The sequence below is a fragment of the Nocardia sp. SYP-A9097 genome, assembly GCF_009649815.1.
GTDB lineage: Bacteria > Actinomycetota > Actinomycetes > Mycobacteriales > Mycobacteriaceae > Nocardia.
In genome coordinates this window covers 77046-101295 of sequence record NZ_WJIC01000024.1, presented here as the reverse complement: position 1 = coordinate 101295, position 24250 = coordinate 77046, and the positions used below count along the sequence as shown (strand labels likewise).

General features: G+C 64.8%; 18 protein-coding genes. 12 read left to right on the top strand and 6 right to left on the bottom strand.

The genetic code is table 11. The annotated features are described in order from the left end of the window. The first annotated feature begins 165 nt into the window (after window positions 1-165). The 3 genes from GFY24_RS32435 (at window position 166) to GFY24_RS32425 (ending at window position 4225) form a co-directional block, all read left to right on the top strand. A complete protein-coding gene (locus GFY24_RS32435) occupies window positions 166-2361 on the top strand; it encodes an elongation factor G-like protein EF-G2 (RefSeq protein ID WP_153808925.1) in 2196 nt (731 codons plus the stop codon). A gap of 91 nt (window positions 2362-2452) precedes the next feature. Continuing rightward, entirely contained in the window at window positions 2453-3199 is a 747-nt protein-coding gene (locus GFY24_RS32430) for a DUF4191 domain-containing protein (protein WP_153808924.1), read from the top strand. Between the two features lie 159 nt (window positions 3200-3358). After that, a complete protein-coding gene (locus GFY24_RS32425; RefSeq protein ID WP_153808923.1) occupies window positions 3359-4225 on the top strand; it encodes an alpha/beta fold hydrolase in 867 nt (288 codons plus the stop codon). 144 nt (window positions 4226-4369) lie between these two features. Here GFY24_RS32425 and GFY24_RS32420 read toward each other — a convergent pair whose 3' ends face one another. From GFY24_RS32420 to GFY24_RS32400, 5 genes are all read right to left on the bottom strand, one after another. Next, a complete protein-coding gene (locus tag GFY24_RS32420; protein ID WP_153808922.1) occupies window positions 4370-4672 on the bottom strand; it encodes a DUF6510 family protein in 303 nt (100 codons plus the stop codon). A 2-nt stretch (window positions 4673-4674) separates the two neighbouring features. After that, window positions 4675-5508, bottom strand: coding sequence for a ferredoxin reductase (locus tag GFY24_RS32415; RefSeq protein WP_153808921.1), 834 nt, complete (start codon window positions 5506-5508; stop codon window positions 4675-4677). A 1-nt stretch (window position 5509) separates the two neighbouring features. Next, window positions 5510-6109 carry a sulfite oxidase-like oxidoreductase gene (locus GFY24_RS32410; protein WP_153808920.1) on the bottom strand — a complete coding sequence of 200 codons (600 nt, stop codon included), beginning with the start codon at window positions 6107-6109 and terminating at the stop codon, window positions 5510-5512. Window positions 6110-6229: 120 nt separating this feature from the next. After that, window positions 6230-7126, bottom strand: coding sequence for an alpha/beta hydrolase family protein (locus GFY24_RS32405; RefSeq protein ID WP_153808919.1), 897 nt, complete (start codon window positions 7124-7126; stop codon window positions 6230-6232). Window positions 7127-7466: 340 nt separating this feature from the next. Next, window positions 7467-8000 (bottom strand): RDD family protein, encoded by a 534-nt coding sequence (locus GFY24_RS32400; RefSeq protein WP_153808918.1) that lies wholly within the window; start codon window positions 7998-8000, stop codon window positions 7467-7469. Window positions 8001-8549: 549 nt separating this feature from the next. Between GFY24_RS32400 and glnA the strand changes: the two genes are divergently transcribed. The 9 genes from glnA to GFY24_RS32355 all read left to right on the top strand — a co-directional run bounded on the left by glnA (window position 8550) and on the right by GFY24_RS32355 (window position 22533). Continuing rightward, entirely contained in the window at window positions 8550-9986 is a 1437-nt protein-coding gene (glnA, locus tag GFY24_RS32395; RefSeq protein WP_309231606.1) for a type I glutamate--ammonia ligase, read from the top strand. Window positions 9987-10097: 111 nt separating this feature from the next. Then, on the top strand, window positions 10098-10565 hold the full coding sequence (locus GFY24_RS32390) for an SRPBCC family protein (protein WP_153808917.1): 468 nt from the start codon (window positions 10098-10100) through the stop codon (window positions 10563-10565). 120 nt (window positions 10566-10685) lie between these two features. Further along, window positions 10686-11183, top strand: a complete 498-nt coding sequence (locus GFY24_RS32385) for a nitroreductase family deazaflavin-dependent oxidoreductase (protein ID WP_153808916.1) — start codon at window positions 10686-10688, stop codon at window positions 11181-11183. A gap of 63 nt (window positions 11184-11246) precedes the next feature. After that, window positions 11247-11636: a DUF4440 domain-containing protein gene (locus tag GFY24_RS32380; RefSeq protein ID WP_153808915.1), complete on the top strand. Its 390-nt coding sequence runs from the start codon at window positions 11247-11249 to the stop codon at window positions 11634-11636. A 230-nt stretch (window positions 11637-11866) separates the two neighbouring features. Continuing rightward, on the top strand, window positions 11867-12721 hold the full coding sequence (locus GFY24_RS32375; RefSeq protein ID WP_309231605.1) for a tyrosine-protein phosphatase: 855 nt from the start codon (window positions 11867-11869) through the stop codon (window positions 12719-12721). Between the two features lie 463 nt (window positions 12722-13184). Further along, a complete protein-coding gene (locus tag GFY24_RS32370; RefSeq protein ID WP_153808913.1) occupies window positions 13185-14507 on the top strand; it encodes an acyltransferase domain-containing protein in 1323 nt (440 codons plus the stop codon). 30 nt (window positions 14508-14537) lie between these two features. Then, window positions 14538-20234 carry an SDR family oxidoreductase gene (locus tag GFY24_RS32365; protein WP_153808912.1) on the top strand — a complete coding sequence of 1899 codons (5697 nt, stop codon included), beginning with the start codon at window positions 14538-14540 and terminating at the stop codon, window positions 20232-20234. Continuing rightward, entirely contained in the window at window positions 20231-21211 is a 981-nt protein-coding gene (locus tag GFY24_RS32360; protein ID WP_228566848.1) for a ScbA/BarX family gamma-butyrolactone biosynthesis protein, read from the top strand. The genes GFY24_RS32365 and GFY24_RS32360 overlap by 4 nt, the downstream gene beginning before the upstream one ends. A 20-nt stretch (window positions 21212-21231) precedes the next feature. Next, window positions 21232-22533, top strand: coding sequence for an NAD(P)/FAD-dependent oxidoreductase (locus tag GFY24_RS32355; RefSeq protein WP_153808910.1), 1302 nt, complete (start codon window positions 21232-21234; stop codon window positions 22531-22533). Here the strand turns inward: GFY24_RS32355 and kstD are convergent. Continuing rightward, window positions 22523-24223, bottom strand: coding sequence for a 3-oxosteroid 1-dehydrogenase (kstD, locus tag GFY24_RS32350; RefSeq protein ID WP_153808909.1), 1701 nt, complete (start codon window positions 24221-24223; stop codon window positions 22523-22525). The genes GFY24_RS32355 and kstD overlap by 11 nt on opposite strands. Window positions 24224-24250: the final 27 nt, after the last annotated feature.

The following is a 24250-nucleotide window of genomic DNA, read 5'->3' as shown; positions in this document are numbered from 1 at the left end:
CTTCGACCGGCCGGAATTCCTCGGGAATTCCGGCCGGTTTCGTATTCGCAGCCGTACGCGCCCGGGAAATTGGCGCGAAACGCCATCTCACCGGAATCGTGGACGTAATCCCCCTACCGGTGGGAAGCTCGAAGTACCGCATGAATCGACCCCGGAGCGAGCCTTATGGTCGAGCGAACTACGGCGCCGGCAGGCGCCAATGGCAAGGTAGTCACGGCCGAACGGCCGGACGACATACGCAATGTGGTGCTGGTGGGCCACAGCGGGTCGGGAAAGACCACGCTGGTGGAGGCTCTCGCGGTCGCCACGGGCGCGGTGCCGCGAGCCGGGCGGGTGGAGGACGGCACCTGCGTCTCGGATTACGACGATATCGAGCAGCGACAGCACCGTTCGGTGCAATTGTCGGTGGTGCCGATGGGCTGGGCCGGAACGAAGATCAACCTCATCGATACCCCCGGATACCAGGACTTCGTCGGGGAACTCCGGGCCGGTCTGCGAGCAGCGGACGCGGCCCTTTTCGTGCTCTCGACCGCCGCCGGCGTGGAAGGCGTGAGCGGCACCACCCTCGCGCTATGGGAGGAGTGCGCGAGCGTCGGCATGCCGCGCGCCATCGTGCTCACCCATTTGGATACCGCGCGAGCAGATTTCGAGGAAATGACCGCGACCTGCCGCGAGATACTCGGTGGCGGGCGCGCGGAAAGCATGCTGCCACTGCATCTTCCGGTATACGGGCCCAAGAGTGCCGATGGGCATCGGCCGGTCACCGGGTTGATAGACCTACTCACACAGCATGTTTACGATTATTCGGCGGGTGAGCACACCGAAATGCCCGCCTCCGATGAGCAATTGGGGTTACTGGAGCAGGCACGCGATCGGCTCATCGAAGGGATCATCGCCGAATCCGAGGACGAGACGCTGATGGAGCGGTATATCGGCGGCGAGGAGATCGACCTCGGCACACTCGTCCGGGATCTCGAAAAGGCCGTCGCACGAGGGAGTTTCCATCCGGTGCTGATTGCCGCGCCACCACCGGAGGGCGCGAAGCAGGGGCTGGGAATGGCGGAGATCCTGGAGTTGATCACGCGCGGATTCCCCACGCCCGCAGAGCATCCCGTATCGGCGGTCAGCGCCGGGAAGTCCGCTCGGCTGGTCTGCGATCCGAAAGCGCCACTGGCGGCCGAGGTCATTCGCACCGCCTCCGACCCGTACGTGGGGCGAATGTCGTTGGTACGGGTGTTCTCCGGCACTCTGCGCGCCGATGACACCGTGCATGTGTGGGGGCATCGCGCCGGTGACGAGGCCGCCGATCACGATGCCGATGAGCGGATCGGTGCGGTATCGATTCCGTTCGGCAAACAGCAGCGCCCGCTCGGTCAGGCCATTGCCGGTGACATCGTGTGCGTCACCAAATTGTCCCGGGCCGAAACCGGGGATACGTTGTCCGCCAAGGATTCTCCGCTGCTCATCGAGCCGTGGTCGATGCCCGATCCGCTGCTGCCGGTCGCGGTGAACGCGCACAGCAAGGCCGATGAGGACAAACTCTCGATCGGGCTGTCCCGGCTGGTCGCCGAGGATCCGACGGTGCGGTTGGAGCAGAACCCGGATACGCATCAGCTCGTGCTGTGGTGTCTGGGCGAGGCACATCGCGATGTGACCTTGGAACGCCTGCGGTCCCGCTTCGGCGTTCAGGTCGATGTCATCGACCACAAGGTGGCGCTGCGGGAAACCTTCGCCAGCACCGCCTCCGGGCGGGGACGGCACGTCAAACAATCCGGTGGGCACGGCCAATTCGCCATCTGCGAGATCGAAGTCGCGCCGCTGCCGGGCGGCTCCGGGATCGAATTCGTGGACAAGGTGGTCGGCGGCGTGGTCCCGCGCCAATTCATTCCGTCGGTGGAGAAGGGCGTGCGGGCGCAGGCCGCCCGGGGCGTCGCGGCCGGGTACCCGCTCATCGACGTCCGGGTCACGCTGTTCGACGGCAAAGCCCATTCGGTCGACTCCTCCGATGCCGCATTCCAAATGGCGGGCGGGCTGGCGCTGCGCGAAGCCGCCACGACGGCGCGGCTGAACCTGTTGGAGCCCGTCGCCGAAGTCCGCGTCGTAGTCGCCGACGAATACGTGGGTCCGGTGCTGGTCGACCTGTCCAGCCGTCGCGGTCGCGTGCTCGGCACCGAACCGGTCACGCTGGGCCGCACCGAGATCCGAGCCGAAGTCCCGGAACTCGAACTCTCCCGCTACGCCGTGGACCTGCGCTCCCTCGCGCATGGCGCGGCCACCTTCACCCGCAGCTACACCCGCCACGAACCCATGCCCAGCCAACTGGCGGACAGCATCCGCGGCAAGGCCAAGCTCGCTGGGTGACCGCTCGCCGCGCACTGAGACTCACATCACATGGATACGTCCGAATGGTCCCGTCGCGAACCGGCCGGTACCGGGCCACTATCCTGGACGCATGGCAGCAGGTAAGGGCGGCAACACCCCGTCGAAGGAAGCGAAGGCCGCGGCGAAGGCGGCGCGCAAGCAGGCGTCGAAGGAGCGCCGCCAGCAACTCTGGCAGGCATTCCAGATGCAGCGCAAGGAAGACAAGCTGCTGCTGCCGCTGATGATCGGCGCGTTCGTCGGCGTGACGGTGCTGTTCCTGGTGGTCGGCCTGATCTTCGGACTGCAGTGGTTCCTGCTGCCGATCGGTCTGCTGCTGGGCGCGCTCGCCGCGTTCATCCTCTTCGGGCGGCGGGTGCAGAAGAACGTGTACGCCAAGGCCGAGGGACAGGCCGGTGCGGCGGCGTGGGTGCTCGACAATCTGCAGGGTAAGTGGCGGGTCACCCCCGGTGTCGCGGCCACCACTCAGCTGGATGCCGTGCATCGCGTGGTCGGTCTGCCGGGCGTGGTGCTGGTGGCCGAGGGCTCGCCGCAGCGCGTGAAATCGCTGCTGGCGCAGGAGAAGAAGAAGGTCTCCCGGCTCGTCGGCGATACCCCAATCTACGACGTGGTCATCGGCAACGAGGGTGATCAGGTGCCGCTCAAGGAGCTGCAGCGCTACCTCACCAAGCTGCCGCGCAATATCGATGCCAAGCGCATGGATCTCATCGAAGGCCGTCTCGCCGCACTCGCGACGCGTGGCGGACCGGCGCTCCCCAAGGGCCCGCTGCCCGCCGGAGCGAAGATGAAAGGCGTACAGCGCAGCATCCGCCGCCGCTGATCCCACTGTTCTTTCGAGGCCCCGCATCCTTCCCGGATGCGGGGCCTCGCTCATTTTTCGCCGAAAACTTTTGCGGGAGTGGGAATGATCCAGGCGCTTATAACCTTCTATCTAACGATAGTCGGTTATACGGACCGGCGTGGACGATAGGACCAGGCGATGACCACCGTGCGACACCACACCCGAGAGATCCAGGGCCGGCAGGTCTTCTATCGCGAGGCCGGTGACCCCGCCGACCCGACCCTCGTACTGCTGCACGGATTCCCCACCAGCTCAGCCATGTTCCGCAATCTGATGCGCGAGCTGAGCGACAGCTACCACCTGATCGCGCCGGACCACATCGGCTTCGGACAGTCCGCCATGCCGCGGGTCGACGAATTCGATTACAGCTTCGAGAAACTCACCGAGATCACCCTGGAGCTCCTGGACTCCCTCGGCCTCGACCGCTTCGCGCTGTACATCCAGGACTACGGCGCGCCGATCGGACTGCGCATCGCCTCCCGCAATCCCGAACGGATCACCGCGCTGATCACCCAGAGCGGCAACGCGTATATGGAAGGCTTCACCCCGTTCTGGGAAGTGCTGTTCGCGCATGCCAACGACCGCGCCACCCATGAACCGGCCGTGCGCAAACTCCTGGATATCGAAGCCACCAAATGGCAATACACGCACGGGGTTCCGGCCGACCGGCTGCCACTGGTCAGCCCCGACACCTGGACCCTGGACCAGTCCTACCTGGATCGCCCCGGCAACAAGGAGATCCAACTCCAACTCTTCGCCGACTACAAAGTGAACCTCGACGGCTACCCCGCCTTCCAGAAATACTTCGCCGAGCACCGCCCGCCCACCCTCATCGCCTGGGGCGAACACGACGAAATCTTCGGCCCCGACGGCGCCCGCGCCTACCTCCGCGACCTCCCCGACGCCGAACTCCACCTCCTCGACGCCGCCCACTTCGCCCTCGAAACCCACGGCCCCGAAATCACCGCCCTAATCCGCGACTTCCTCGCCCGCACCCTCCCCTGACCGAGATCAACGGGACCTGGCGACGGGAGAACGCGAGAGCCCACTCGCGGGTGGTTCAAGATCACCAGGCATTCAGCGGGGCATTGGTCGGGAGATTGCCTGGTCGTGGACGTTTCGGATTTGGGCAGCCTCGAAGCGGCGGGGCTACCCCTCCGGAATGGGGAGGCAGAGGGCTGCGCCTTCGCCGAGGTCGAGCCAGCGGCCGGAGGGGGTGGTGGTGATGCGCAGGACTACGGCGGTGCAGTGTGGGCAGCGGGCTATGGCGCCGGGGCAGTGTAGGTAGACGAGGGCTCGGGCCAGGGGTTCTACGACTCCGCATGCGCCGCAACGGCATCCGCAGGCGGTGAGGTCGGCGGTGAAGATTTCCGCGAGGGTGCCTGCGAGGGCGTTGCCGTCGAGGAAGGCTTCGTCATCGGTGCCGGTGGCGTAGGTGTAGTGGGTGGTCATGGCTATTTTCCTGTCGGTCCGAAGCGTTCGGTTCTGATCAGGGCGGGGTCGTGACCGGCGGAAACCAGTGCGGAGGCGGCGAATTCGACGAAAGGCGTCGGGCCGCAGACGTAGCAGGTGACGTCGGGCGCGGGTGTGAGGGAGTGCTTCGCGATCTCCTCGGCGGTGAGTCGCCCCGGCGGGCGGGCAGCGGGCGGTGCGCTGCGGCTGAACGCGAGGAAGACCTCGACATCGTCGCCGGGCATGACGAATTCGGCAGATGCGACAGGTTCGCGGCTGAGCGGAATCTCCGCGGCAGGCGCGAGCCGCTCAATCGCCGAAGCTGTCGGCGCGCCTCCTACCGCGGACAGCTCATGGTCGGGCGGGAGGAGTTCGTTGCGGTAGTAGAGGTCTTCTGGGTCTCGAAGGGCGTAGATGAGGCGGAAGGGGTTGGCGGACGGGGCTTTTCGGCGGGCTCGGAGGATGGCTGCGAGAGGGACTATGCCGGAGCCGCCTGCGATGAGGACTGCGGCTCCCCCGGTCTCGGGGTGCCAGACGAACCAGCCGCCTACGGGACCGCGGATTTCGATTCGCGCGCCGACGGGGAAGTAGTCGACGAGGTAGCCGGAGACTTCGCCGTCGGGGACGCGCTGGATGGTGAGTTCGATGTGGTCACCGTCAGCGGGGGCGGCGAGAGAGTAGCTGCGTTCGGCGTGGTAGCCGTCGGGGGCGGTGAGGCGGACGTCGACGTGTTGGCCGGGGAGGTGGCCGGGCCAGCCGGGGACGCGCAGGGTGAGGGTGCGCGCGGAGGGGGTCTCGGAGCGGGCGGCGGTGAGTTCGGCCGGCTGCCAGCGCATTTCAGTCGCCCTGGTAGCGCTGCTCGCGCCAGGGATCGCCGAGGTTGTGGTAGCCGGCGGTCTCCCAGAATCCGGGTTCGTCGTAGTCGAGGAGGCGAATTGCCTTGACCCACTTGGCGGATTTCCAGAGGTACAGGTGCGGGACCAGGAGCCGGGCGGGGCCGCCGTGCTCGGGGTGCAGGTCTTGGCCGTCGAAGGTGTGCACGATCCACGCCTTACCGTCCAGGAGATCTTCCAGGGGAAGGTTGGTGGTGTAACCGCCATAGCTGGAGACGGTGGCGAATTCGGCTTGGGTTTCGACGTTTTCGAGGAGTTCGTCCAGAGACACGCCCTGCCAGGTGGTGTCGAGCTTGGACCACCTTGTCACGCAATGGATGTCGACATGCGGTTCGGTCTGCGTCATCGACATGAATTGCGGCCAACTCCAACTGTATTGGCGACCGGTCTCATTGGTGATGGTGAACTGCCAGCGGTCCAGGTCCACGCGCGGGGTGGGGCCCGCGGAGAGCACCGGGAAGTCCTCTGTCAGGTACTGGCCGGGCGGCACACGATCGCTCGTCGGCCGGGGGCGGCCTTGGAAGCCTGGCGAAAAGACACTCATGTGATCCCTCCGGCGGTACGACAGGCGTCACTGCGTGGGCGGGCTTGCGGCACTTTGGGACAGATTACGCCGCACACCACCCGAAACCCGGCGTTTCGGGCGGGCGATCACGACCGCGGGTCAGCGGACGTGCGAGCCGAGGAAGCGGACCACATCCGGAGTTACGGTGCTCCAGTACTCGTCGTTGTGCGCGCCGGGGGTCACCCGGGAGACCTCGAGGCGCGCCCGGCCCATGAATTCGCGGCAGCCGTCGATGAAGCGGTCACGATCGCCCACCCAGACGCCGGTCGGAGACGGGCCCAGTTTCGCGATGTTCTGCAGCGGGTCCAGGGCAGCCCATTCATCGGCATCGGCGAAGGCATTGCGCTTGCGCATCTCACTCCAGGAGGTGATGAGCCCGGGCGAGAGCGCGGCGATCGCATTCACGGGCCGGCCGCGTTCGGCACGGCGGCGACCGTAGACGAGCGCGCCGAAGCCGCCCATGGAGGTGCCGGTGCAGGCGAACGGTTCGGCATTCAGACCTCGCGCGGCCAGCCAGGCCGGGGCCTCGTCGAGCAGCATGGTCATCGGGTCGTCACCGGAAAAGTGCTTATGCCAATAGTTGTCACCGCCGTCGATGGCCATGAAACCGAAGGCGGGCACCAGGCGGGCCGCGGCCGCGGCGGCGAGCAGACCACCGATTCCGCCGATGGCCGCGGTGTGGGCGGTGCCGTGCAGGCCGTGCAGGAGTAGTGACATGGGCAGGCCCTGGGTCGGCACGCCCGGCGGCAGGATGGTGACCACATCCACTTCGCGTTTGCGAGCCGGGGAGAACACGCGTTCGGTGCGGACGATGGGTTCGATGCCGAGTACGGATCGCGGACCGCCGCCGGCCGCTCGCAAGCTGTTACCGTCGGGCGCGGCATTCACGCCCGCGCTCACAGCTGCTCCGGCGGCCGCCAAGCCCAGCAGACCCGTGGTCGCGAGCAGCGACCGTCGACTGAGACTCCGCGCGGCAGCCCGGTAGCCCTGACCCATCGATCCTCCATCAGCACATCAACAGCTATCCCCCGTTTCGCAGGCTCGCAGCATGCGCCCCGGCAGATCGCCTGCGACCATACCGATCGAAGGCAACAGGGGGTGAACAGCGAGCTACATACGCGAAGACTCTTGTACGACAAAGCCATGATGGACCTGGATGCATGAGGCAATCGTGAAGATTCGCATCCAGGTGAATCGAACAGAGGCGCGCTTCACTTAGCGCGCGGGCCGAGTTCATGCGGCCGGGAATCGGCGCCGGGAAACCCTGGGCAACCTTGACTGGACGGCCTTATCCACTGCCCGCCCCGCGCACCCAGCTCGCCCCGGACTTCCACTCTCAGCGAGAGTAGGTGAGCGCCGTGCCAGTGGCGCGATCATGCATACCGCGGCCGTCGCTGTCGGTGAACAGCGCGGGCACCACGAACACCAGGATGGCCTGCCGTGCCAGCGCCCGGACGAAACCGACCGGCCCGTCGATATCAATACGGCTCACCCGTAGTCGCAGGAAGTACTGCCCCGGCGTGAACCCGAACAGGGTCACCGTGGCAATGCCCAGCACGAACCACACCCCCAGATTCGGCGTCGCCAGCGAATTGATGATCACCTCGAAGTGCGAGGGCGGCTGCTTGCCCGGATTCGCACTGACGAACTTCGCGATCAGCGCATCGGCATTCGGACGCACCAGGACGGCCGTCAATCCCAAGGAGATGAACCAGTCCAGGATCAACGCCGGAATCCGGCGCGTCATCGGAGCCAGCGCGCCCACACCGCTTTTCGGCAGCCCGAGTTCCTTGCCCTGATAGTCGCCGGGCATGTTGTCCCCGGAATCCGCGTTCGGTCCGGACAACCACGAGCCGGTGATACGTGCCATGCCTCCACCTTATTCGCCGTCCTTCCCCACACCACACGCCCCCGCGGCGACCGTGCACCCATGGCGGCGACACGCCGGAGCATCCCGCCCTATGTGCACACTCGTGACGCCCCTCCCGGATGCGCCGCGAATCGCCCGGCGGCAGCGTCCGAATCGCGTTCGCAAAAGGTGCGGTGTCGCCCGATCGGTGCGAAGCTTCCTCTCGCACGCCGACTACCGGACGGGGTGCGGGTTAACCGGAAAGGTGCCGCACGCGGTGAGGATTCTCACGGCGAGCGCCCGCGACACGGTTAGACCCCTATCTTTTCGGAGTCTTATCGGCGATGCGGCCGAGGTCAATGGCAGGATATCGGTGCTGGTCGAACGCCACTCGGCGATCGGCGCGTGGGCCTCGGACAACCGGGGGCACCGACGAACCCCCGGCCAGCTGTACGTGTAACACTGGCGAAACACAGCCTTGATTGCGGGGAAACACCGCGTCCCTACCGTCTGGTCGCGACGAACCCATGCAGTTGAACTGGCTGGGAACCGATCCGTAAGGAGTACTAAGTGGCGTTCAGCACGGCCGACGAGGTCATCAAGTTCCTCAAGGAGGAGGAGGTCGAATACGTCGACGTACGCTTCACCGACCTCCCCGGTGTGCAGCAGCACTTCTCGATCCCGGCGAAGGCTTTCACGGCCGACCTGGCTGAGGAAGGCCTCGCGTTCGACGGTTCGTCCGTCCGCGGCTTCCAGTCGATCGACGAGTCGGACATGCTGTTGCTGCCCGATTTCAGCACCGCGCAGCTCGATCCGTTCCGGGCCGCGAAGACGCTGAACCTCAACCACTTCGTGCACGACCCGTTCACTCGTGAGGCGTACTCGCGCGACCCGCGCAACGTTGCCCGCAAGGCCGAGCAGTACCTGGCCTCCACCGGCATCGCGGACACCTGCTACTTCGGTGCCGAGGCGGAGTTCTACATCTTCGACTCGATCCGCTACGACTCGGCGATGAACGGCTCCTTCTACGAGATCGACTCGATCTCGGGTTCCTGGAACACCGGCGCGGAGTACAACGCCGATGGCACCCCGAACCGTGGTTACAAGGTCCGCAACAAGGGTGGTTACTTCCCGGTTGCCCCGTACGACCACTACGTCGACCTGCGCGACAAGATCTCGACCAACCTGCAGAACGCGGGCTTCGAGCTCGAGCGCGGCCACCACGAGGTCGGCACCGCCGGTCAGGCCGAGATCAACTACCGCTTCAACTCCCTGCTGGGTGCCGCGGACGATCTGCAGCTGTTCAAGTACATCGTGAAGAACACCGCGTGGCAGGAAGGCAAGTCTGTCACCTTCATGCCGAAGCCCCTCTTCGGCGACAACGGCTCGGGCATGCACGCCCACATGTCGCTGTGGAAGGAAGGCGTTCCGCTGTTCCACGACGAGGCCGGTTACGCGGGTCTGTCGGATCTGGCGCGGCACTACATCGGCGGCATCCTGCACCACGCCCCGTCGCTGCTGGCGTTCACCAACCCGACCGTCAACTCGTACCACCGTCTGGTGCCGGGCTACGAGGCCCCCATCAACCTGGTGTACTCGCAGCGCAACCGCTCGGCGGCCGTGCGTATCCCGATCACCGGCAGCAACCCGAAGGCCAAGCGCATCGAGTTCCGCGCACCTGACTCCTCGGGTAACCCGTACCTGGCCTTCGCCGCCATGATGATGGCCGGCCTGGACGGCATCAAGAAGAAGATCGAGCCGATGGCTCCGGTCGACAAGGACCTCTACGAGCTGCCGCCCGAGGAGGCCAAGAACATCCCGCAGGCCCCCACCTCCCTGGCGTCGGTCATCGACCGCCTCGAGGCCGACCACGACTACCTCACCGAGGGTGGCGTGTTCACCACCGACCTGATCGAGACCTGGATCGACATCAAGCGCACCCAGGAAATCGCCCCGGTCAACCTGCGCCCGCACCCGTACGAGTTCGAGCTCTACTACGACGTCTAAATCGTCTGAGCTGTAAGTGTTCTCGTGGAGCCCCATCCGCTACGGCGGGTGGGGCTCCGCTGGTTTCCGGGGTTAGGATCGGGCCAGCTGCAGGACGGAGGATCGGAAGTTATGACAGTGGAGATTGTTGATGCTGGGCCGTTTCAGGTGAGTCGGGCGGTGGAGGTCGCGGCGTCGGCGGGGGAATTGTTCGCTGTCGTGGCCGATCCTCGGCGGCATCATGAGATCGATGGGTCGGGGACTGTGGAGGCGAATATTCGCACGCCGGAGCGGCTCGAGTTGGGGTCGAAGTTCTCGACCAAGATGCGGATGTATGGGGTGCCGTATCGGATTACGTGCACCGTGACCGCGTTGACGGCCGATCAGGTTATCGAATGGCGGCATCCGTTCGGACATCGGTGGCGGTGGGAGTTTCAGGCTTTGTCGGCGGACACCACGCGTGTCGTCGAGACGTTCGACCATCGCGATACCAAGATCTTGAATCGGCTGAAGTATTACGGCGCAACAGGTTTCACCAAAGCGAACGTGGCGGGCATCGAAGCCACCTTGGACCGCCTTCGCAACAACTACCCGGCCTGATCCTGGGGCCTGCTCACCCGCGAAACGGGGCGCGATTGTGGCCCTTCGACCCTGGGTTGCAAGCGCAATTGGGGGCAGTCTGGTTTCGGGGATTTACGCCCGGAACGAGAGGAGTCGATCATGCGGGGCTACCGGGACTACTTGCGCTGGATGTATCGCAGCGGTCGGCCCAACTGGTTTGCGCGACCACAGAATCGGGTGTCGGCCTGGTTGTTCGCGGCGGGTGTCGCACCGCACCGGGTTACCGCACTCGGTATTCGCGGACGGCGCAGCGGGCAGTTGATCTGGTTCCCGATGGTATTGACCGAGATCGACGGCGGTCGGTACGTGGTGTCGATGCTGGGACCGAACACGAATTGGGTACGCAACCTGGCAGCTGCCGATGGGCAGGCGGTGCTTCGGCATGGCCGGCGAGAGGATGTTCGGCTGACGGCGGTGGCGCCCGCCGAGCGGCCTCCGATTCTGCAGCGCTACTTGCGAATCGCGCCCGGTGCGCGGCCGCACATACCGATCGCACTGGATGCTCCGATCGCCGACTTCGAGCGAATTGCCGCGGACTACCCGGTATTTCGCATCGAACCCGCGGCGGCTCGACCCTCGCCGGCATCGGAGAAGTAGTCCGAGCTGCCGGCGACACCCCGGGTATCCAGGGGTGGCGGCGCGGCGGGGTAGCTTGCCGGTATGGGTATCGATCATGATGCGGTTGCCGGTGAGGTCGTTGTTCTGCACGAGGATTTGGCCGAGTGGTTGGGAGCGGGAGCCGCGGCGGCGCTGGAGGCGTTCATCGGGCAGCTGGCGCAAGGGTTTTCCATGGTCACGATGGAGGGGGTGATTGTGGAGCGGGAGGGGCTGGTCGAGGGGTTGCGGGGCGCTGGGAATGCCGAGCCGGGGATGTCGATCGAGATCGCGGATATCGAGGTGCAGTATTCGAGGGCGGATTGCGCGGTGGTGCGGTTTCGGGAGGTGCATCGGGGTGGGCGGTCGCGGCTGACGACCGCGGTCCTGGTGGCCGATTCAGGTGGGCGCAATGGGGTGCGGTGGCGCAGTGTGCATGAGACCGCTTCGAGCTGATATATTCCTCATCGAAATATGTTGGGGCAGAATAGATCTCGTCATCGCGCGCGAATATCGGTTGTCAATATGATTGAGCCAGCTGCTGTCTCGGTGAGCGAGTGGCGAATCTCGTTGGGTGAGCGCGGTTCTCCGAAGTGAGTAGCGGCTGATAAGCGGGGCTTAGCGTCGCTCGGATGGATTTCTTCAATATTTCACGAAGCAGACGGTCCGTTCTTTCGATAGCGTTGGTGCCTATTGCCGCGGTGGCGTTGACCGCCGGGATGGGGGCGATTGCCGATGCAGCGCCCACTGCGGGCGGGCCTACCAAAATCGAATTACAAGGGGCTGTGAATGTCCGGGATCTGGGTGGGTACGGGACCTATGACGGGGCGAAGGTCAAGGCGGGGAAGGTTATTCGAGCGGATGCGCTCGGAAAACTGACCGATGCCGATGTGCAGAAGCTGACCGGTTTGAATCTGCAGGCGGTGGTGGACTTCCGGACGGCTCCCGAGATCCAGGGAACGGGGGCCGACAGGTTGCCCGCGGGAGTTCCGTTGGTGGCCAGGGCTATTGACGACACCGGGATGTTCTTGAAGATGTCGCAGGCGATCCAGTCGCGGGATCCGCAGCAGCAGCAGGAGTTGCTCGGAGACGGTAAGGCCGAGCAGATCATGGGCGATGTGTACCGGAGCTTCTTCGGCGCGGATTCGCTCGCACAATTCGGCCAGACGGTGCGGGATCTGGCGAATACCGGCACGGCCACACTGTTCCACTGCACCGCGGGTAAGGACCGCACCGGCTGGCTCTCCTATGTGACCCTACGCGCCGTCGGCGTCCCGGAATCGGTTGCGCGGCAGGACTATCTGCTGTCCAACCAGTATCGGGCGGCCGCCGATGCGGCCACCCGCGCACAGCTGAAGCAGGCGGGTCTGATGCAGAATCCGGACCTGCTGATCCCGCTGCAGGAAGTGCGCGCCGACTACCTCGACATCGCCGTCGACCAGGTGAACTCCCAATTCGGTGACTTCGGCAAATTCCTCACCCGAGGCCTCGGCCTGGACGCCGGAACCATCCTGAAACTGCGCAAGAACCTCGTGAGCTGACAACATATTCGGAGATCCTGGCGGCTCAGCTCGCGGCGTGCGGAGCCGCCAGGCAACCGGAGACGTGCCTGGCCCATGTCCGATCGTGGGACGTCAACGGGTGCCGACAGTCACCAGCGGCGTGGACGTAGTTCGGGCTCCACTACGAGTCCGCGGCGATTTCGGCAGCCCCTACCGGACCGGGTCGGGTTCCACCGCGCGGGTACAGATCGGCCTCGTCATTGTTCACGTTCCCGCCATTATCGCCCGTCCTGAATGACGGTCGGAATATTAACGGCACCTGAACATTCGTCCGGGGGATTGTGCGAGCGTCGCGGATGCGTCATAGGGTTCGCATTAACGGTCGCCGCCGGATGGATCAGCGAATATCCCGCCCGCGCATTTCTGTCCGCGTGCGATTCCCGAATTACCTGACAATAAATATTGGAGTGGCCAGGACAGCCACGGGAGGGTATCGAGAACGATGGCCGACAATACTGCATTCATGTTTCCGGGGCAGGGGGCATATCTCGAGACGGTATTCACGGACCTCGCCGCCCACCGTCGCGAGGTACGGGAAGTCTTCGACGAGATCGACGGGGCCCTGAGTGGTTCAGCCGACAGCGTCTCACCCATCTTGTTCAATTCCACACCCGCACTCGAAATGCTGCTCGCCGAAGATCCCGACACATTGCAACTGGCGCTGTACGGCACCGCGGTCGCGATCAACAGAATTCTTGCCGGCGAGGGTATTCAACCCTCCGCACTGGTCGGGCACAGCCTCGGAGAGATCGCGGCACTGGTGGCGGCGAAAGCATTCAGCGTGGGCGACGGCGCGATTATCGTGGCCCGCCGCAACGCGGCATTGCGGGCCGCCGCGCCCGCGGGCGGGATGCTCGCATTGAGCGTCGGGGTACAGCGTGCCTCGGCGCTGATCGATGCCATCGACGACCCCGGGTTGGCTGTGGCCGTGGTGAACAGCCCGCGGCAGGTGGTGGTCTCGGGCCCGGCTTCGTCTCTCGCGATGGTGGCCGACCTTGCCGGGCGGATCGGCATCCCGACCGCACCCCTGAGCGCGCCGTATCCGTTCCACAATCCGTTGCTCGCCGAGGCGGCGGTGCTTTTCGAATCCGGGATCCGGCCGTTGCGGTCGATGCCGCTGCATCGGCGGGTGTACTCGCCGATTCTGGGTCGGCAATACACCGATGGGGACGACCTGCCGTCGCTGCTCGCCGGTCACCTCACCCGCCGGGTCGACTTCGCGAAGGCGCTCCAGCACCTGTTCGGCACGGGTATCGACCGATTCGTCGAATGCGGCGCGCGCAACGCGCTCACCGGACTGGTCGGCAAGACGCTGCCGAATGTGACCGCGCTCGCCACCGTGCCGAGCGGTGTTTCGCCGATCGAGTCCATGCTGGCCGTCACGGGTCGCGTCGATTCCCCCGAAACATCTCGTCGGACAACCATTTTCAGTGTGCGGGCCACCCCGGCCCTGGTCCCGGTGCCTGCCCTTGTGCCTGCGCCTGCCCCTGTACTCGATCAGGTCACGCCCACGGATCGGGCACGGCTACTGGAGGAGTTGGCGGAGTTGTACGCCGAGGCGGTGGAGTACCCGACCGACGTATTCGCCGAGGACGTGGACCTCGAGGGGGACCTCGGTATCGACTCCGTCAAGCAAACGGAGTTGATGCAGCGGGTTGCGGCCAAGTACGGATTGCCCGCGCTGTCCGACGATTTCCGAATCAGCGAGCACGGAACGCTCGGCCGAATCGCGGACATCGTCGCACGCGATCATGTGTCGGTCTGATTTCCCCGACCATCACCGGAGGATCAAGCGTTGAGTCTGCAAGGGAAGACCGTGCTCATCACCGGTGGCGCGAAAGGCGTCGGCCGGGTCACCGCTCACAAGTTCGTCGAACAAGGCGCGACGGTCGTCATCAATTACTTCCATTCGCACGATCAGGCTCGCGAAACAGCGCAGGAGCTACGCGCGCTCGGCGGGACGGTACATCTCGTGCGCGCGTCCGTCGCGAAGAAAGATCATGTGGACCGCATGTTCGCCGAGATCGGTGATCTTGTCGGCGGAATCGATATCCTGATCAATAATGCCGCCGGCGGCGCTTTGCTTCCCCATGCGGAACTCGAGCAGGAACATTGGGATCGCGCGTTCGACACCAATTTCAAGGGCAGTCTGTGGTGCGCCGAGCACGCGGCACGAATGATGGCGACCCGGGGTGGCGGCGCCATTGTCAATCTGTCGTCGATCGGCGCCGAATTCGTGGTCGACAATTACATGTCCGTGGGTATCTCCAAGGCCACCGTCGAGACGATGACCCGTTATCTGGCGGTTCAGTACGCGCCGATCAATGTTCGTGTGAATACCGCGTCGTGCAGCCTTATCGGCGGGGAGGTCGCTCGACGGTTCCCGCACGCGGACGAGATGTCTCGCGCTGTCATTGCCGCGACGCCATTGGGGCGGATGGCAACCGAGGCCGATCTGGCCAACGTTGTGCTGTTTTTGGCATCGGATCTGTCAGGGTGGATAACCGGCCAGACGATCGTCGCCGACGGCGGCTTGACACTACGGGTGCCTTTCACCCTGCCGATTGACGATGTCGCAGGTCCCGCGGTACCGGCGAGCGAAGAGCCGGCGACGGCCTCGCTCTCGCCGGAGTTCGAAGAATCGGACCTTGCGGATGACGACCGGATGATCGCGGTCGTCGGTATGGGAATGGTTGTTCCGGGGGCGAGCAGTCCGCAGGAGTACTGGCCGCTGCGGCTCGACGGCACCGTGATGTTCACCGAGCCCGGCGAGCGCTGGGATGGCGATTCATACTACTCCGCCGATCCCGCCGCGGAAGATCGCACGTACGCGCGTACGAGCGGGTACATCACGGATCCGGACCAATTCCCGGTCGACGCGACCGAGGATTACACCACCACCTGGCTTCGTAATTCGCTCCGTCAGGCGATCGACGGTGTATCGACCCGTGATGACGACCGCTGGACATTCGCCGTCGGCTATACCGCCGATGGGAGCCAGCATTTGGAGGAGTCGCTGGTCGCGGCCGGGCTGCGTACCCGCCTGGGCGAGGTGCCGCCGGCGCTGCGGGGCGAGCTGGACGCGCTGATCGAGCGGGCCCTGCCCCGGGCCGGGCAGCAGCCGAGTGAGTATTTGCCACATATGGTCGGCCGCAAGGCTATGCGCGGTCTGCTGCCGCCGGACACCGTGCCGATAATGATCGATACCGCGTGCTCGTCGTCGGTGTACGCCATCGATCTCGGTATCCGTGATCTGCTCTCGGGCGCCACCGATATCGCGGCGTGCGGCGGTGCGTTCGGTCTCGCTCCGCGCGGTTCGGTGCTTTTCGCGAAACTGCATGGTCTGTCGAAGAGCGGCCGGGTCCGGAGCATGGACGAAGACAGTGACGGCGCATTGTTCTCCGATGGTGCGGCCGTTGTCGTTCTGAAAACCCTGCGGCGGGCGCGCGCTGATGGCGACCGTGTGCTGGGCATCCTGGCGGGTATCGGCGCTTCCTCCGATGGCAAGGGGAAGGCGATCTACGCGCCGCAGTCGGCCGGGCAGCAGATCGCGGTGCTGCGGGCCCATCAACTCGCCGGGACAGGGCCGGCCGATGTCGACTGGGTTGTCGCGCATGCTACGGGCACACCGGCCGGTGATCAGGCCGAGTTCGACGCGCTGCGAACGACAATGCGTTCCGGCAGGCCAACTTTCGTGACCTCGAGCAAGTCACTCATCGGGCACACCGGATGGGCGGCGGGGGTGGTCTCGCTGGTCGAGGTGCTGTTGGCTTTTCAGCACGGCCGGATACCCCCGCAGTATGAATTCGACAAGGCGCCACCGGAATTCGGCATCGGCGAGTCGAATCTCGAGATACCGACCACGGTTCGGGAGTGGCCCGCGGGCGCCCGGCCGCGGGTGGCCGCGGTGTCGGCCTTCGGATTCGGTGGAACCAATGCGCATCTCATTGTTCGTGACCGGGCGGAGCCGGGTAGCGCGATCGATGTCCCCGTGGCCGAGGAGGCCGTTGCGGTCGTCGCATGGAGTACAGCCCTTCCGGGTGACCCCGGTCGGGACGAAGTCGCCGCGTGGCTACGCGGTGCGGGCGTGGCACCGGCCGCTGGGTATGGCGACGAATATCCGTTCCCACCGGTGAGCGAGGTCCGCATTCCGCGGGCGACCCTGCGGTCGACCGATCGATGCCAGATGATGATGCTGCGATGCGTCAATAGCCTTGCCCCGCAACTGAGTGAGTTCTGGTCTTCGACGCGTGCTACGACGGGGGTATTCGTCGGGCACCTCGGACCTACCCGCAACTCGACCCTCTACGCACTGCGATGCTATCTCGGTCATCTGGGCCGGGCGGTTTCGCAGAGCTCAGCACTGGCCCACTCTCCCGAGGTCAGAGCCGCCTTCGAGGCGTTCGAGGCCACCGTGCGATCGCTCGTCCCGCCGGTGAACGAGAACTCTTTCCCCGGAATGATGCCGAACATCATTGCCGCGCGGGTATCCAACTATTTCGACTTCCACGGCCCGAATATGACTCTCGACAGCGGCTTTCCGGCCGGACTCACCGCGGTGGGGTATGCCGTGGACAGCCTGCGCCGCGGTGCGGTGGATTTGGCGCTGGCCGCGGGAATCAACGGCAACAGCACTCCCGAGCTGCGCCACATTCTGTCTCCCGCGCTCGCGCCGAATGGCGAGATCGCGGAGGGCGCGTTCATGGTCGCGCTGGTCCGGGAGTCGACCGCCCGGACCGCGGGGCTGCCCGTACTCGGCCTCATCGGGGCTGCCTCCGGTGAACCGGCTGTTGAAATCAGTTGTGACGCAACGCGGTCCGATCGCAGCTACCTGGGTGGCGATGGAGTCAAGGCGCTGATCGAAGCCGTGACGCGCCCGGAACCCATTGTGCGGGTGAGCGTTTCGGATCCGCTGACCGGCCAGAGTGCTCGAATCACGGTCAGTGCTCCCACCGCTGTTCCCGATCCCGAATCCACCGTGCGGGCGTTGCATCGGCATGTCGTTCGGCTCGTGCAGCGGCCGCTGGAACAGGTCCGCCCGACGATCCTGGATATCGACGACAAGACGCTGGCCGTCACCGATAGTGCTTCCCTCGCAAGGCAATTGGCGGGGCGCGGCGCCATGGTGGTGTGCACGGATCCGGACGTGGAAGCGGCGTCGCGCATCCACCCGCTGAGTGTCCTGTCGAATGCTTCGTTCAGCCGGCTTCCCGCCGACTGGCACGGTCGAATCCGGCATCTCAGGGTCGTTTCGGCGCTGCCCGATCCGGCGGCGGGGGTAGCCGAATCGACGCTCGGCCTGCACGATGCGACATTCCTCGCGTTGCGGGAGCTGCACCCTGCGCTGACGCGACGGCAAGGTAGTTTCGGGGTGCTGCTGCTTTCCGCGATGAGCGCGGGTGCGCCACTGCCCGCGGCCGGAATGTTTACCGGTCTCACCAAGAGTATTGCGCTCGAACTTCCTGCGGTGCAGTGCTTTTCGGTACTTTCGAGCACCGATGAGCTCGGCGTGGGGCTGGCCCAGCTCGCGGCGGAGTCGAGCGCGCGCCAACTGTTCCCGGTGGTCGTATACGACGGCGACAGTCGTCGGATATTCGTTCCGATACCGGAGCCCGTCTCCGCGGCCGAGCAGATCGGGCTGGGGCGGTCTTCGGTTATCGTCGCCATCGGCGGTGGCCGTGGTATCACCGCCGAGTGCGCTATTGCCCTGGCCGCGAACTCCGGGGCGAAGGTATGGGTACTCGGGTCCAATCCGCTGGATACTCGTGACGACGGCACGTTGATCGAGAACGACGGCGAATCACGGCGGGGGCGTTCGGAATTCATTCGCGAGGGGCTGCGCGGCCGCCCGGGTGTCTCGGTTGCCGCATTGAGCAAGGAGTTCGACAGGGTCGCGCACGCGGACACCGTCCGGGCGAACCTCGCGCGGATCGCCGCCCACAGCGGTTCCGACCGCGTCCGATATCTCACCTGCGACGTCGGAGACCATCCGTCGATTCTGCGCGCGATTCGAACGATCCACGACGAGGACGGTCGCATCGACCTGCTGTTCAACGGGGCGGGACTGCACCGCGGCGGAGCGCTGGCGGAGACCGATCTCGCCGATTTCCGGCGCATCCGCGATATCAAAGTGCGGGGCTACGACAACCTGAATCGCGCGTTCGCCGAGGCGGGGGTGGCGCGCCCCGCGGTATGGTGCAACTTCGGCTCGACGGTCGGATTCATCGGTCAGCCCGGCGAAGCCGACTATGCCGCCGGCAATGAATTCCTGTCATTCGCCTCCGCCTATGCCGGTAACTCGCGCGGTCGAGACGAGGTCACCATCGGGTGGGCGCTCTGGCGTGATACCGGCCTTGCCGCCTCTCCGCTGGCAGCGTCGTTCCTGCAGCGCCTCGGCGTGTTCACCCCGATGACCACCGCGGAGGGGGTTGCGCATTTCCTGGACGAATTACGGCTGCCACGACGTTATCCGTCGGTAGTGCTCATCGGGGATGCCGAGCGAGCGACTATCGGTGAGCGGGCGCCGGGACTCCTCGACCGACCGGATCGAACGGTTCAGCCGTTCTTCTTCGGTCGCCGTCTCGTTGACGAGCCCAATCGTATTGTGGCCGAGCGGACTTTGGATCTCACGACCGACAGCTACCTTGCCGACCATCTCGTCAACGGCGTGCCCACGCTTCCGGGGACTTTCGTCACGGCGATCGTGGCGGACGCGGCGCTTGCCTTGCTGCCGGGGTGGAAGGTCACGGCGATGTCCGACCTCATATTCAAGAAATTTCTCAGGGTCTATCCCGGCCGCGCGGGTACGGAGTTTCGAATCATCGCCGAAAGATGCTCCGGCACAGGGGCGGAGCGAACGGTGACGATTCGAGTGGTATCCGATATTCGTGCTCCGGATGGGCGTACGCTGCGGCGGGATCAGCCGCATTTCGAGGCGACCGCGCACCTACGGCGGGAGCGTCCGATCGCGCCATACCGACAGAGAATACCGATCGTGGGGTCTCGGGAAGTCGCCGATCCTTATCATGTGTCCAACGAGGCCGTGCACTTGACCGGCAGCTTGGTGTCCACTACTTCGACCCGTGTGCATTCGGCGGGGTCCTTCGCCGAGTTTTCGTTGCCACAGCACAGCAGACACGGCGCATTCGGCCGATTCCGGGTTCCCGCCGTGCTGTTGGACGGCCTGGCCCGGACCGCCGTGCTCACCCCGGATCGCTATATACCGCTGGCCGCGCCGCTTTCCATCGCGAGAATAGATTTCTACGACGATCGCAATGACGTCGAGCTGGCCGAAGCATTCCCGAGCGGTCTGCAACTGTATTGCACCGGAGACGTGGGAATCGAAGACGAAAATGGTTTCACGGAATTCGGGGTGATCAGCCCCGAGGGGTGCGTACTACTCGAGATGTCCGGGGTGCGCGGAACTATTCTGGGATATGTCGACACCGCTACAGCGGAATTCATCACACCATCGCAGCTGAAGCAGCTATGAGGATCGGGAAAGAAGTGCGGGAACTGCAGTATCAGCGGACGGTGCCGCGGCGCCTGGTGCACCGGGCCGCGGTCAACGAAGTCTTTCTGACCGATTCATGCGCCATCGGCATCAATCGATACGCGGTGGCGGCACAACTGCCCCGTGGGCACGAACTGTACAGCGATCGACCGACCCGAGAGCACGATCCCATGCTGGTCGCGGAGGTATGCCGGCAGGCCTCCATCCTGATCGCGCACGAATATATGGGCGTGCCGGACGACTGGATGTTCATCTCCCGGAAGCTCGTCATGAAATCATTGCGCCGCGAATTGTTTGCCGTCGGTGAACGTCCTACGGATGTGGTTGTCGAAATAGAAGTGGATCACAGCGCCAAGACACGAGGGCTTCCAGCCGGTGCATCCATGACATATGCGGTGACTATAAGAGGCGAGGTGGCATCCACCGGCGCAGCGTCGGTCATCTATTTGTCCCGAGAATCCTACGATAAACTGCGCGCCGAGGGCATGGCGAAGAAATCTCTCCTCGAGCACGATGCCGGGACCGATTTCGATCCGGTCGCCCCCGGTGATATCGATCGATCGAATCGTAAGAACGTGGTGATCGGACGCGAAGACCCGCGGGGATATCCCATTTGTGTCGCGAGGGATCATCCATCGTTGTTCGATCACGAGCTCGATCATCTATCGGGTGCGGTACTCCTGGAAGCGTGCCGTCAGGCAGCTCTGTTGCACCTGTCGGAGATGGCACCCGGATTCCTGGGTGGTCCACTGGATTATTCGGCTGTGGAATTCTGCTCGCTGGAAGCGATGTTCACGGACTTCGCGGAGCTGGACTCGGCAGTTCACTGCCGAGTGCTGCATTCGTCGATCGGCCCGGAGCGCCCCGCCGGCGGCCGCGAAATCGATGTCGAGGTGGCGATCGTACAGCAAGACCTGCGAGTCTCCGATATGCGAATCGTATTTCTACTGACCTAGAGTTCGAGAGTGGATTTCACATGGCGAAAAGAGTGGCTGTAGTCGGTTCCGGAATTTCCGGGATCAGTGCGGCGGTGAGGTTACATCGCGCGGGCGCCCAGGTTGATCTCATCGAAAGCGATGGCATGCTCGGCGGACGGCTCGGGGTGTCGCGGCTCGGCGGACACGACGTAATGCTGGGCGGCAAGAATATCGGTCGCAGGTACCACGTTATGCGCGGGATGCTCGCCGATCTCGGAGCGACCGATTTCGAGCACTTCGGAATCAATACCTCCCGGGTGAAGGACGGCGCGCTGGAGCCGATCGACAGTGGCCGGCGGCTCCGGGCGTTGACCAAGATAGCGAAACTGAGCGGGCTGCGGGACTTTCTGATGCTGGCTCGGCTCGCCGTTCAGGTCCGCAATGACGAATCGGCCCGACTACTGGGGTCCGCGTTCGGCCGCAGGCTGGGTGCGCGATATGACAGCAAACCGCTGTCGGAGCATTTCGGATCGGGACTCGCGCACGACCTCATCCGGCCGGTGACCGTCCGCATGAATGGCGCCGAACCGGACGAGGTTTATCTCGGCAACTTCGGCACCAACCTGGCAATGCTGCTGGACACCTTCGACCAGTTGCCGGCGGGCTTCCAGCCGGTGCTGGAGGCGGTCGAGGAACTTGTGAACGTCAGGCTGAGCACATCGGTACGCCGGATAGCGAAGGCCGGCGACGGTATCTCACTGACGGTATCGACGCCCACGGGCGGAGTGGAAGTCCTCGGCTACGACGGCGTCGTGCTGGCCACGCCCGCCCATATCGCCGCGGATATCCTCCACGAGGAGTCGGCGCAACTCGGTCGCCTCCTGCGATCGGTGAACTATTTTCCGACAACCGTCGCGGTCGTGGAGTACGCCGAGGACATATTCCGGTCCGATATTCGCGCCGTCGCAATGGCTGACGGGCCGTGTAGTAATGCCGGCAGCTACGGAATCAATCAGCGCAATATCGTCCGTTACACCTTCTCGGGACGTCACGGCCGGGTCATCAGTCCGACAGCCGAGGTCATCGAGACCATGGTGGGTGACGCCGAGGCGCTGTTGGTCGAATACCTGGGCATCGACAAGCCGGCCCGGACCGATATCGTGACCCGCCATTGGGATCAGGCTTACTGTGCGTACGGCCCGAATTACGCCGAACTACTCGAACAAGTTCACTCCCTGATCGAGCAGATCGGCGGGAACATCAGCTTGGCGGGAGACTATATCCTCGGCGCGTCGATGGAGAATTGCTGCCGGTCGGGTTTCGAAGCAGCTGACGCCCTCGTACCGGCCATCACCGAGTGACCCGCTCCGCTGCCGGGACCGTATCCGCGGCGGCGTCGACGGCGGCCAGGTATCCGAAGACGATTGCGGGGCCGATGGTGGCGCCGGGGCCGGCGTAGGTGTGGGCCATGACGGGGGCGCTGGCATTGCCCGCGGCGTAGAGGCCCTCGATTATGGAGCCGTCTTCGCGGAGTACTCGGGCGGTGGAGTCGGTTACGAGGCCGCCTTTGGTGCCCAGGTCGCCGGGGACGAGTTTTGCCGCGTAGTACGGGGGGTGTTGCAGGGCACCGAGGTTGGGGTTGGGGTGATGGCGGGGGTCGCCGTAGTAGCGGTCGTAGGCGCTTTCGCCGCGGGCGAAGTCTTCGTCTCGGCCGGTTTCGGCGAAAGTGTTGAAGCGGGTGACGGTTGATTGGAGGGAATCGGCTGGGAGGCCGAGCTTTTCGGCCAGTTCGGGGAGAGAGTCGGCTCGGGTGAGGATGCCGGATTTGAACCAGCGGGCTGGTAGGGGCTGGCGGGGTAGGAGGCCGGCGAAGAGGTATCTGTTGCGGTAACGCTGGTCGAAAATCAGCCAGGCGGGCAGGTTTTCGGCGGGGCCCGCGCCTTGGCCGTTGAGGCCGCCGTACATGCGGTGGGTGGCTTCGACGTAGGAGACGGATTCGTTCATGAAGCGTTCGGCGCGGGAATTGACGATGATACTGCCGGGGAGGTTGCGTTCGGCCAGGCAGAACCACGGCTGGCGGGGTAGCGGGATGGAGGGGCCCCACCAGGCGTCATCCATGAATTCGACTGCTGCGCCGAGGGATTGGCCAGCTCGGATACCGTCGCCGGTATTGGCTTTCGCGCCGACCGTCCATTCGGTGCCGATGGGATCGCGCTGGTACTGCTTGCGCATGGACTCGTTGTGCTCGAATCCGCCCGCGGCGATGACCACTCCGCGCAGCGCCGAGATTCGGTACTCGACCCCATCGGACGCCACGACCACACCGGTGACGCGACCTTCGGTCTCGCACAACTCGACCAGTGAAGTATTCAGTCGCAGTGGAACATTCGCCTCTCGAAGCCCGATGCGCAACATGGCGCTGAGCGCCTGCCCGCGAGCCAGCAGGTGCCGGCGGAGCAGTTGCCCCTTCGCCCAGCGAGCGCCTATCCGGAGTACCCGGAACGGGGCGCGCGGGTTCCGCAGGCCCAGATGGAATTGCCGGAAGTCGGCTTGAGTCGCGACGAAGTTCTTCGGTGCGACCGTGTAATCGGGTTCGAGCGTGGCCAATTCCGCTCCGAGCCGCTTGGCGTCGAACGGCTTCGGCTCCACCGAGCGGCCATGGGCGCGACCGCCGGGCGACTCCGGATAGTAGTCGGAATAGCCTGGTACCCAACGTAATTCGAGCGGCGAGTGTGCCATGAGGAAATCGAGCGCTTCGGGGCCGCGATCGATATAGGTGTCGATGCGCTCCGCATCACCGTATTCGCCGGTAATGCTCTTCAAGTAGGTGCGGGCGTACTCGATATCGTCGGCCGGAGCTTGTTGCCGCAGTGCGGAATTGCCGGGAATCCACACTCCCCCACCGGACCGGGCGGTGGATCCGCCCCAATGCTTCGCCTTTTCTATGATCACGACGGACAGACCGTGGTGAGCGGCGGTGAGCGCGGCGGCCATTCCGGCCGCGCCCGAGCCGACGACCACCAGGTCGAATACCTCATTGTGTTTTTGCATGACGGAACCCCAAGTGTGCGTGGTGAA

What these genes read in the sequence shown, in the direction of transcription:
- GFY24_RS32435 (WP_153808925.1), top strand. Translation starts at nt 166, where the DNA reads ATGGTCGAGCGAACTACGGCGCCGGCAGGCGCCAATGGCAAGGTAGTC.
- GFY24_RS32430 (WP_153808924.1), top strand. Translation starts at nt 2,453, where the DNA reads ATGGCAGCAGGTAAGGGCGGCAACACCCCGTCGAAGGAAGCGAAGGCC.
- GFY24_RS32425 (WP_153808923.1), top strand. Translation starts at nt 3,359, where the DNA reads ATGACCACCGTGCGACACCACACCCGAGAGATCCAGGGCCGGCAGGTC.
- GFY24_RS32420 (WP_153808922.1), bottom strand. Translation starts at nt 4,672, where the DNA reads ATGACCACCCACTACACCTACGCCACCGGCACCGATGACGAAGCCTTC.
- GFY24_RS32415 (WP_153808921.1), bottom strand. Translation starts at nt 5,508, where the DNA reads ATGCGCTGGCAGCCGGCCGAACTCACCGCCGCCCGCTCCGAGACCCCC.
- GFY24_RS32410 (WP_153808920.1), bottom strand. Translation starts at nt 6,109, where the DNA reads ATGAGTGTCTTTTCGCCAGGCTTCCAAGGCCGCCCCCGGCCGACGAGC.
- GFY24_RS32405 (WP_153808919.1), bottom strand. Translation starts at nt 7,126, where the DNA reads ATGGGTCAGGGCTACCGGGCTGCCGCGCGGAGTCTCAGTCGACGGTCG.
- GFY24_RS32400 (WP_153808918.1), bottom strand. Translation starts at nt 8,000, where the DNA reads ATGGCACGTATCACCGGCTCGTGGTTGTCCGGACCGAACGCGGATTCC.
- GFY24_RS32390 (WP_153808917.1), top strand. Translation starts at nt 10,098, where the DNA reads ATGACAGTGGAGATTGTTGATGCTGGGCCGTTTCAGGTGAGTCGGGCG.
- GFY24_RS32385 (WP_153808916.1), top strand. Translation starts at nt 10,686, where the DNA reads ATGCGGGGCTACCGGGACTACTTGCGCTGGATGTATCGCAGCGGTCGG.
- GFY24_RS32380 (WP_153808915.1), top strand. Translation starts at nt 11,247, where the DNA reads ATGGGTATCGATCATGATGCGGTTGCCGGTGAGGTCGTTGTTCTGCAC.
- GFY24_RS32370 (WP_153808913.1), top strand. Translation starts at nt 13,185, where the DNA reads ATGGCCGACAATACTGCATTCATGTTTCCGGGGCAGGGGGCATATCTC.
- GFY24_RS32360 (WP_228566848.1), top strand. Translation starts at nt 20,231, where the DNA reads ATGAGGATCGGGAAAGAAGTGCGGGAACTGCAGTATCAGCGGACGGTG.
- GFY24_RS32355 (WP_153808910.1), top strand. Translation starts at nt 21,232, where the DNA reads ATGGCGAAAAGAGTGGCTGTAGTCGGTTCCGGAATTTCCGGGATCAGT.
- kstD (WP_153808909.1), bottom strand. Translation starts at nt 24,223, where the DNA reads ATGCAAAAACACAATGAGGTATTCGACCTGGTGGTCGTCGGCTCGGGC.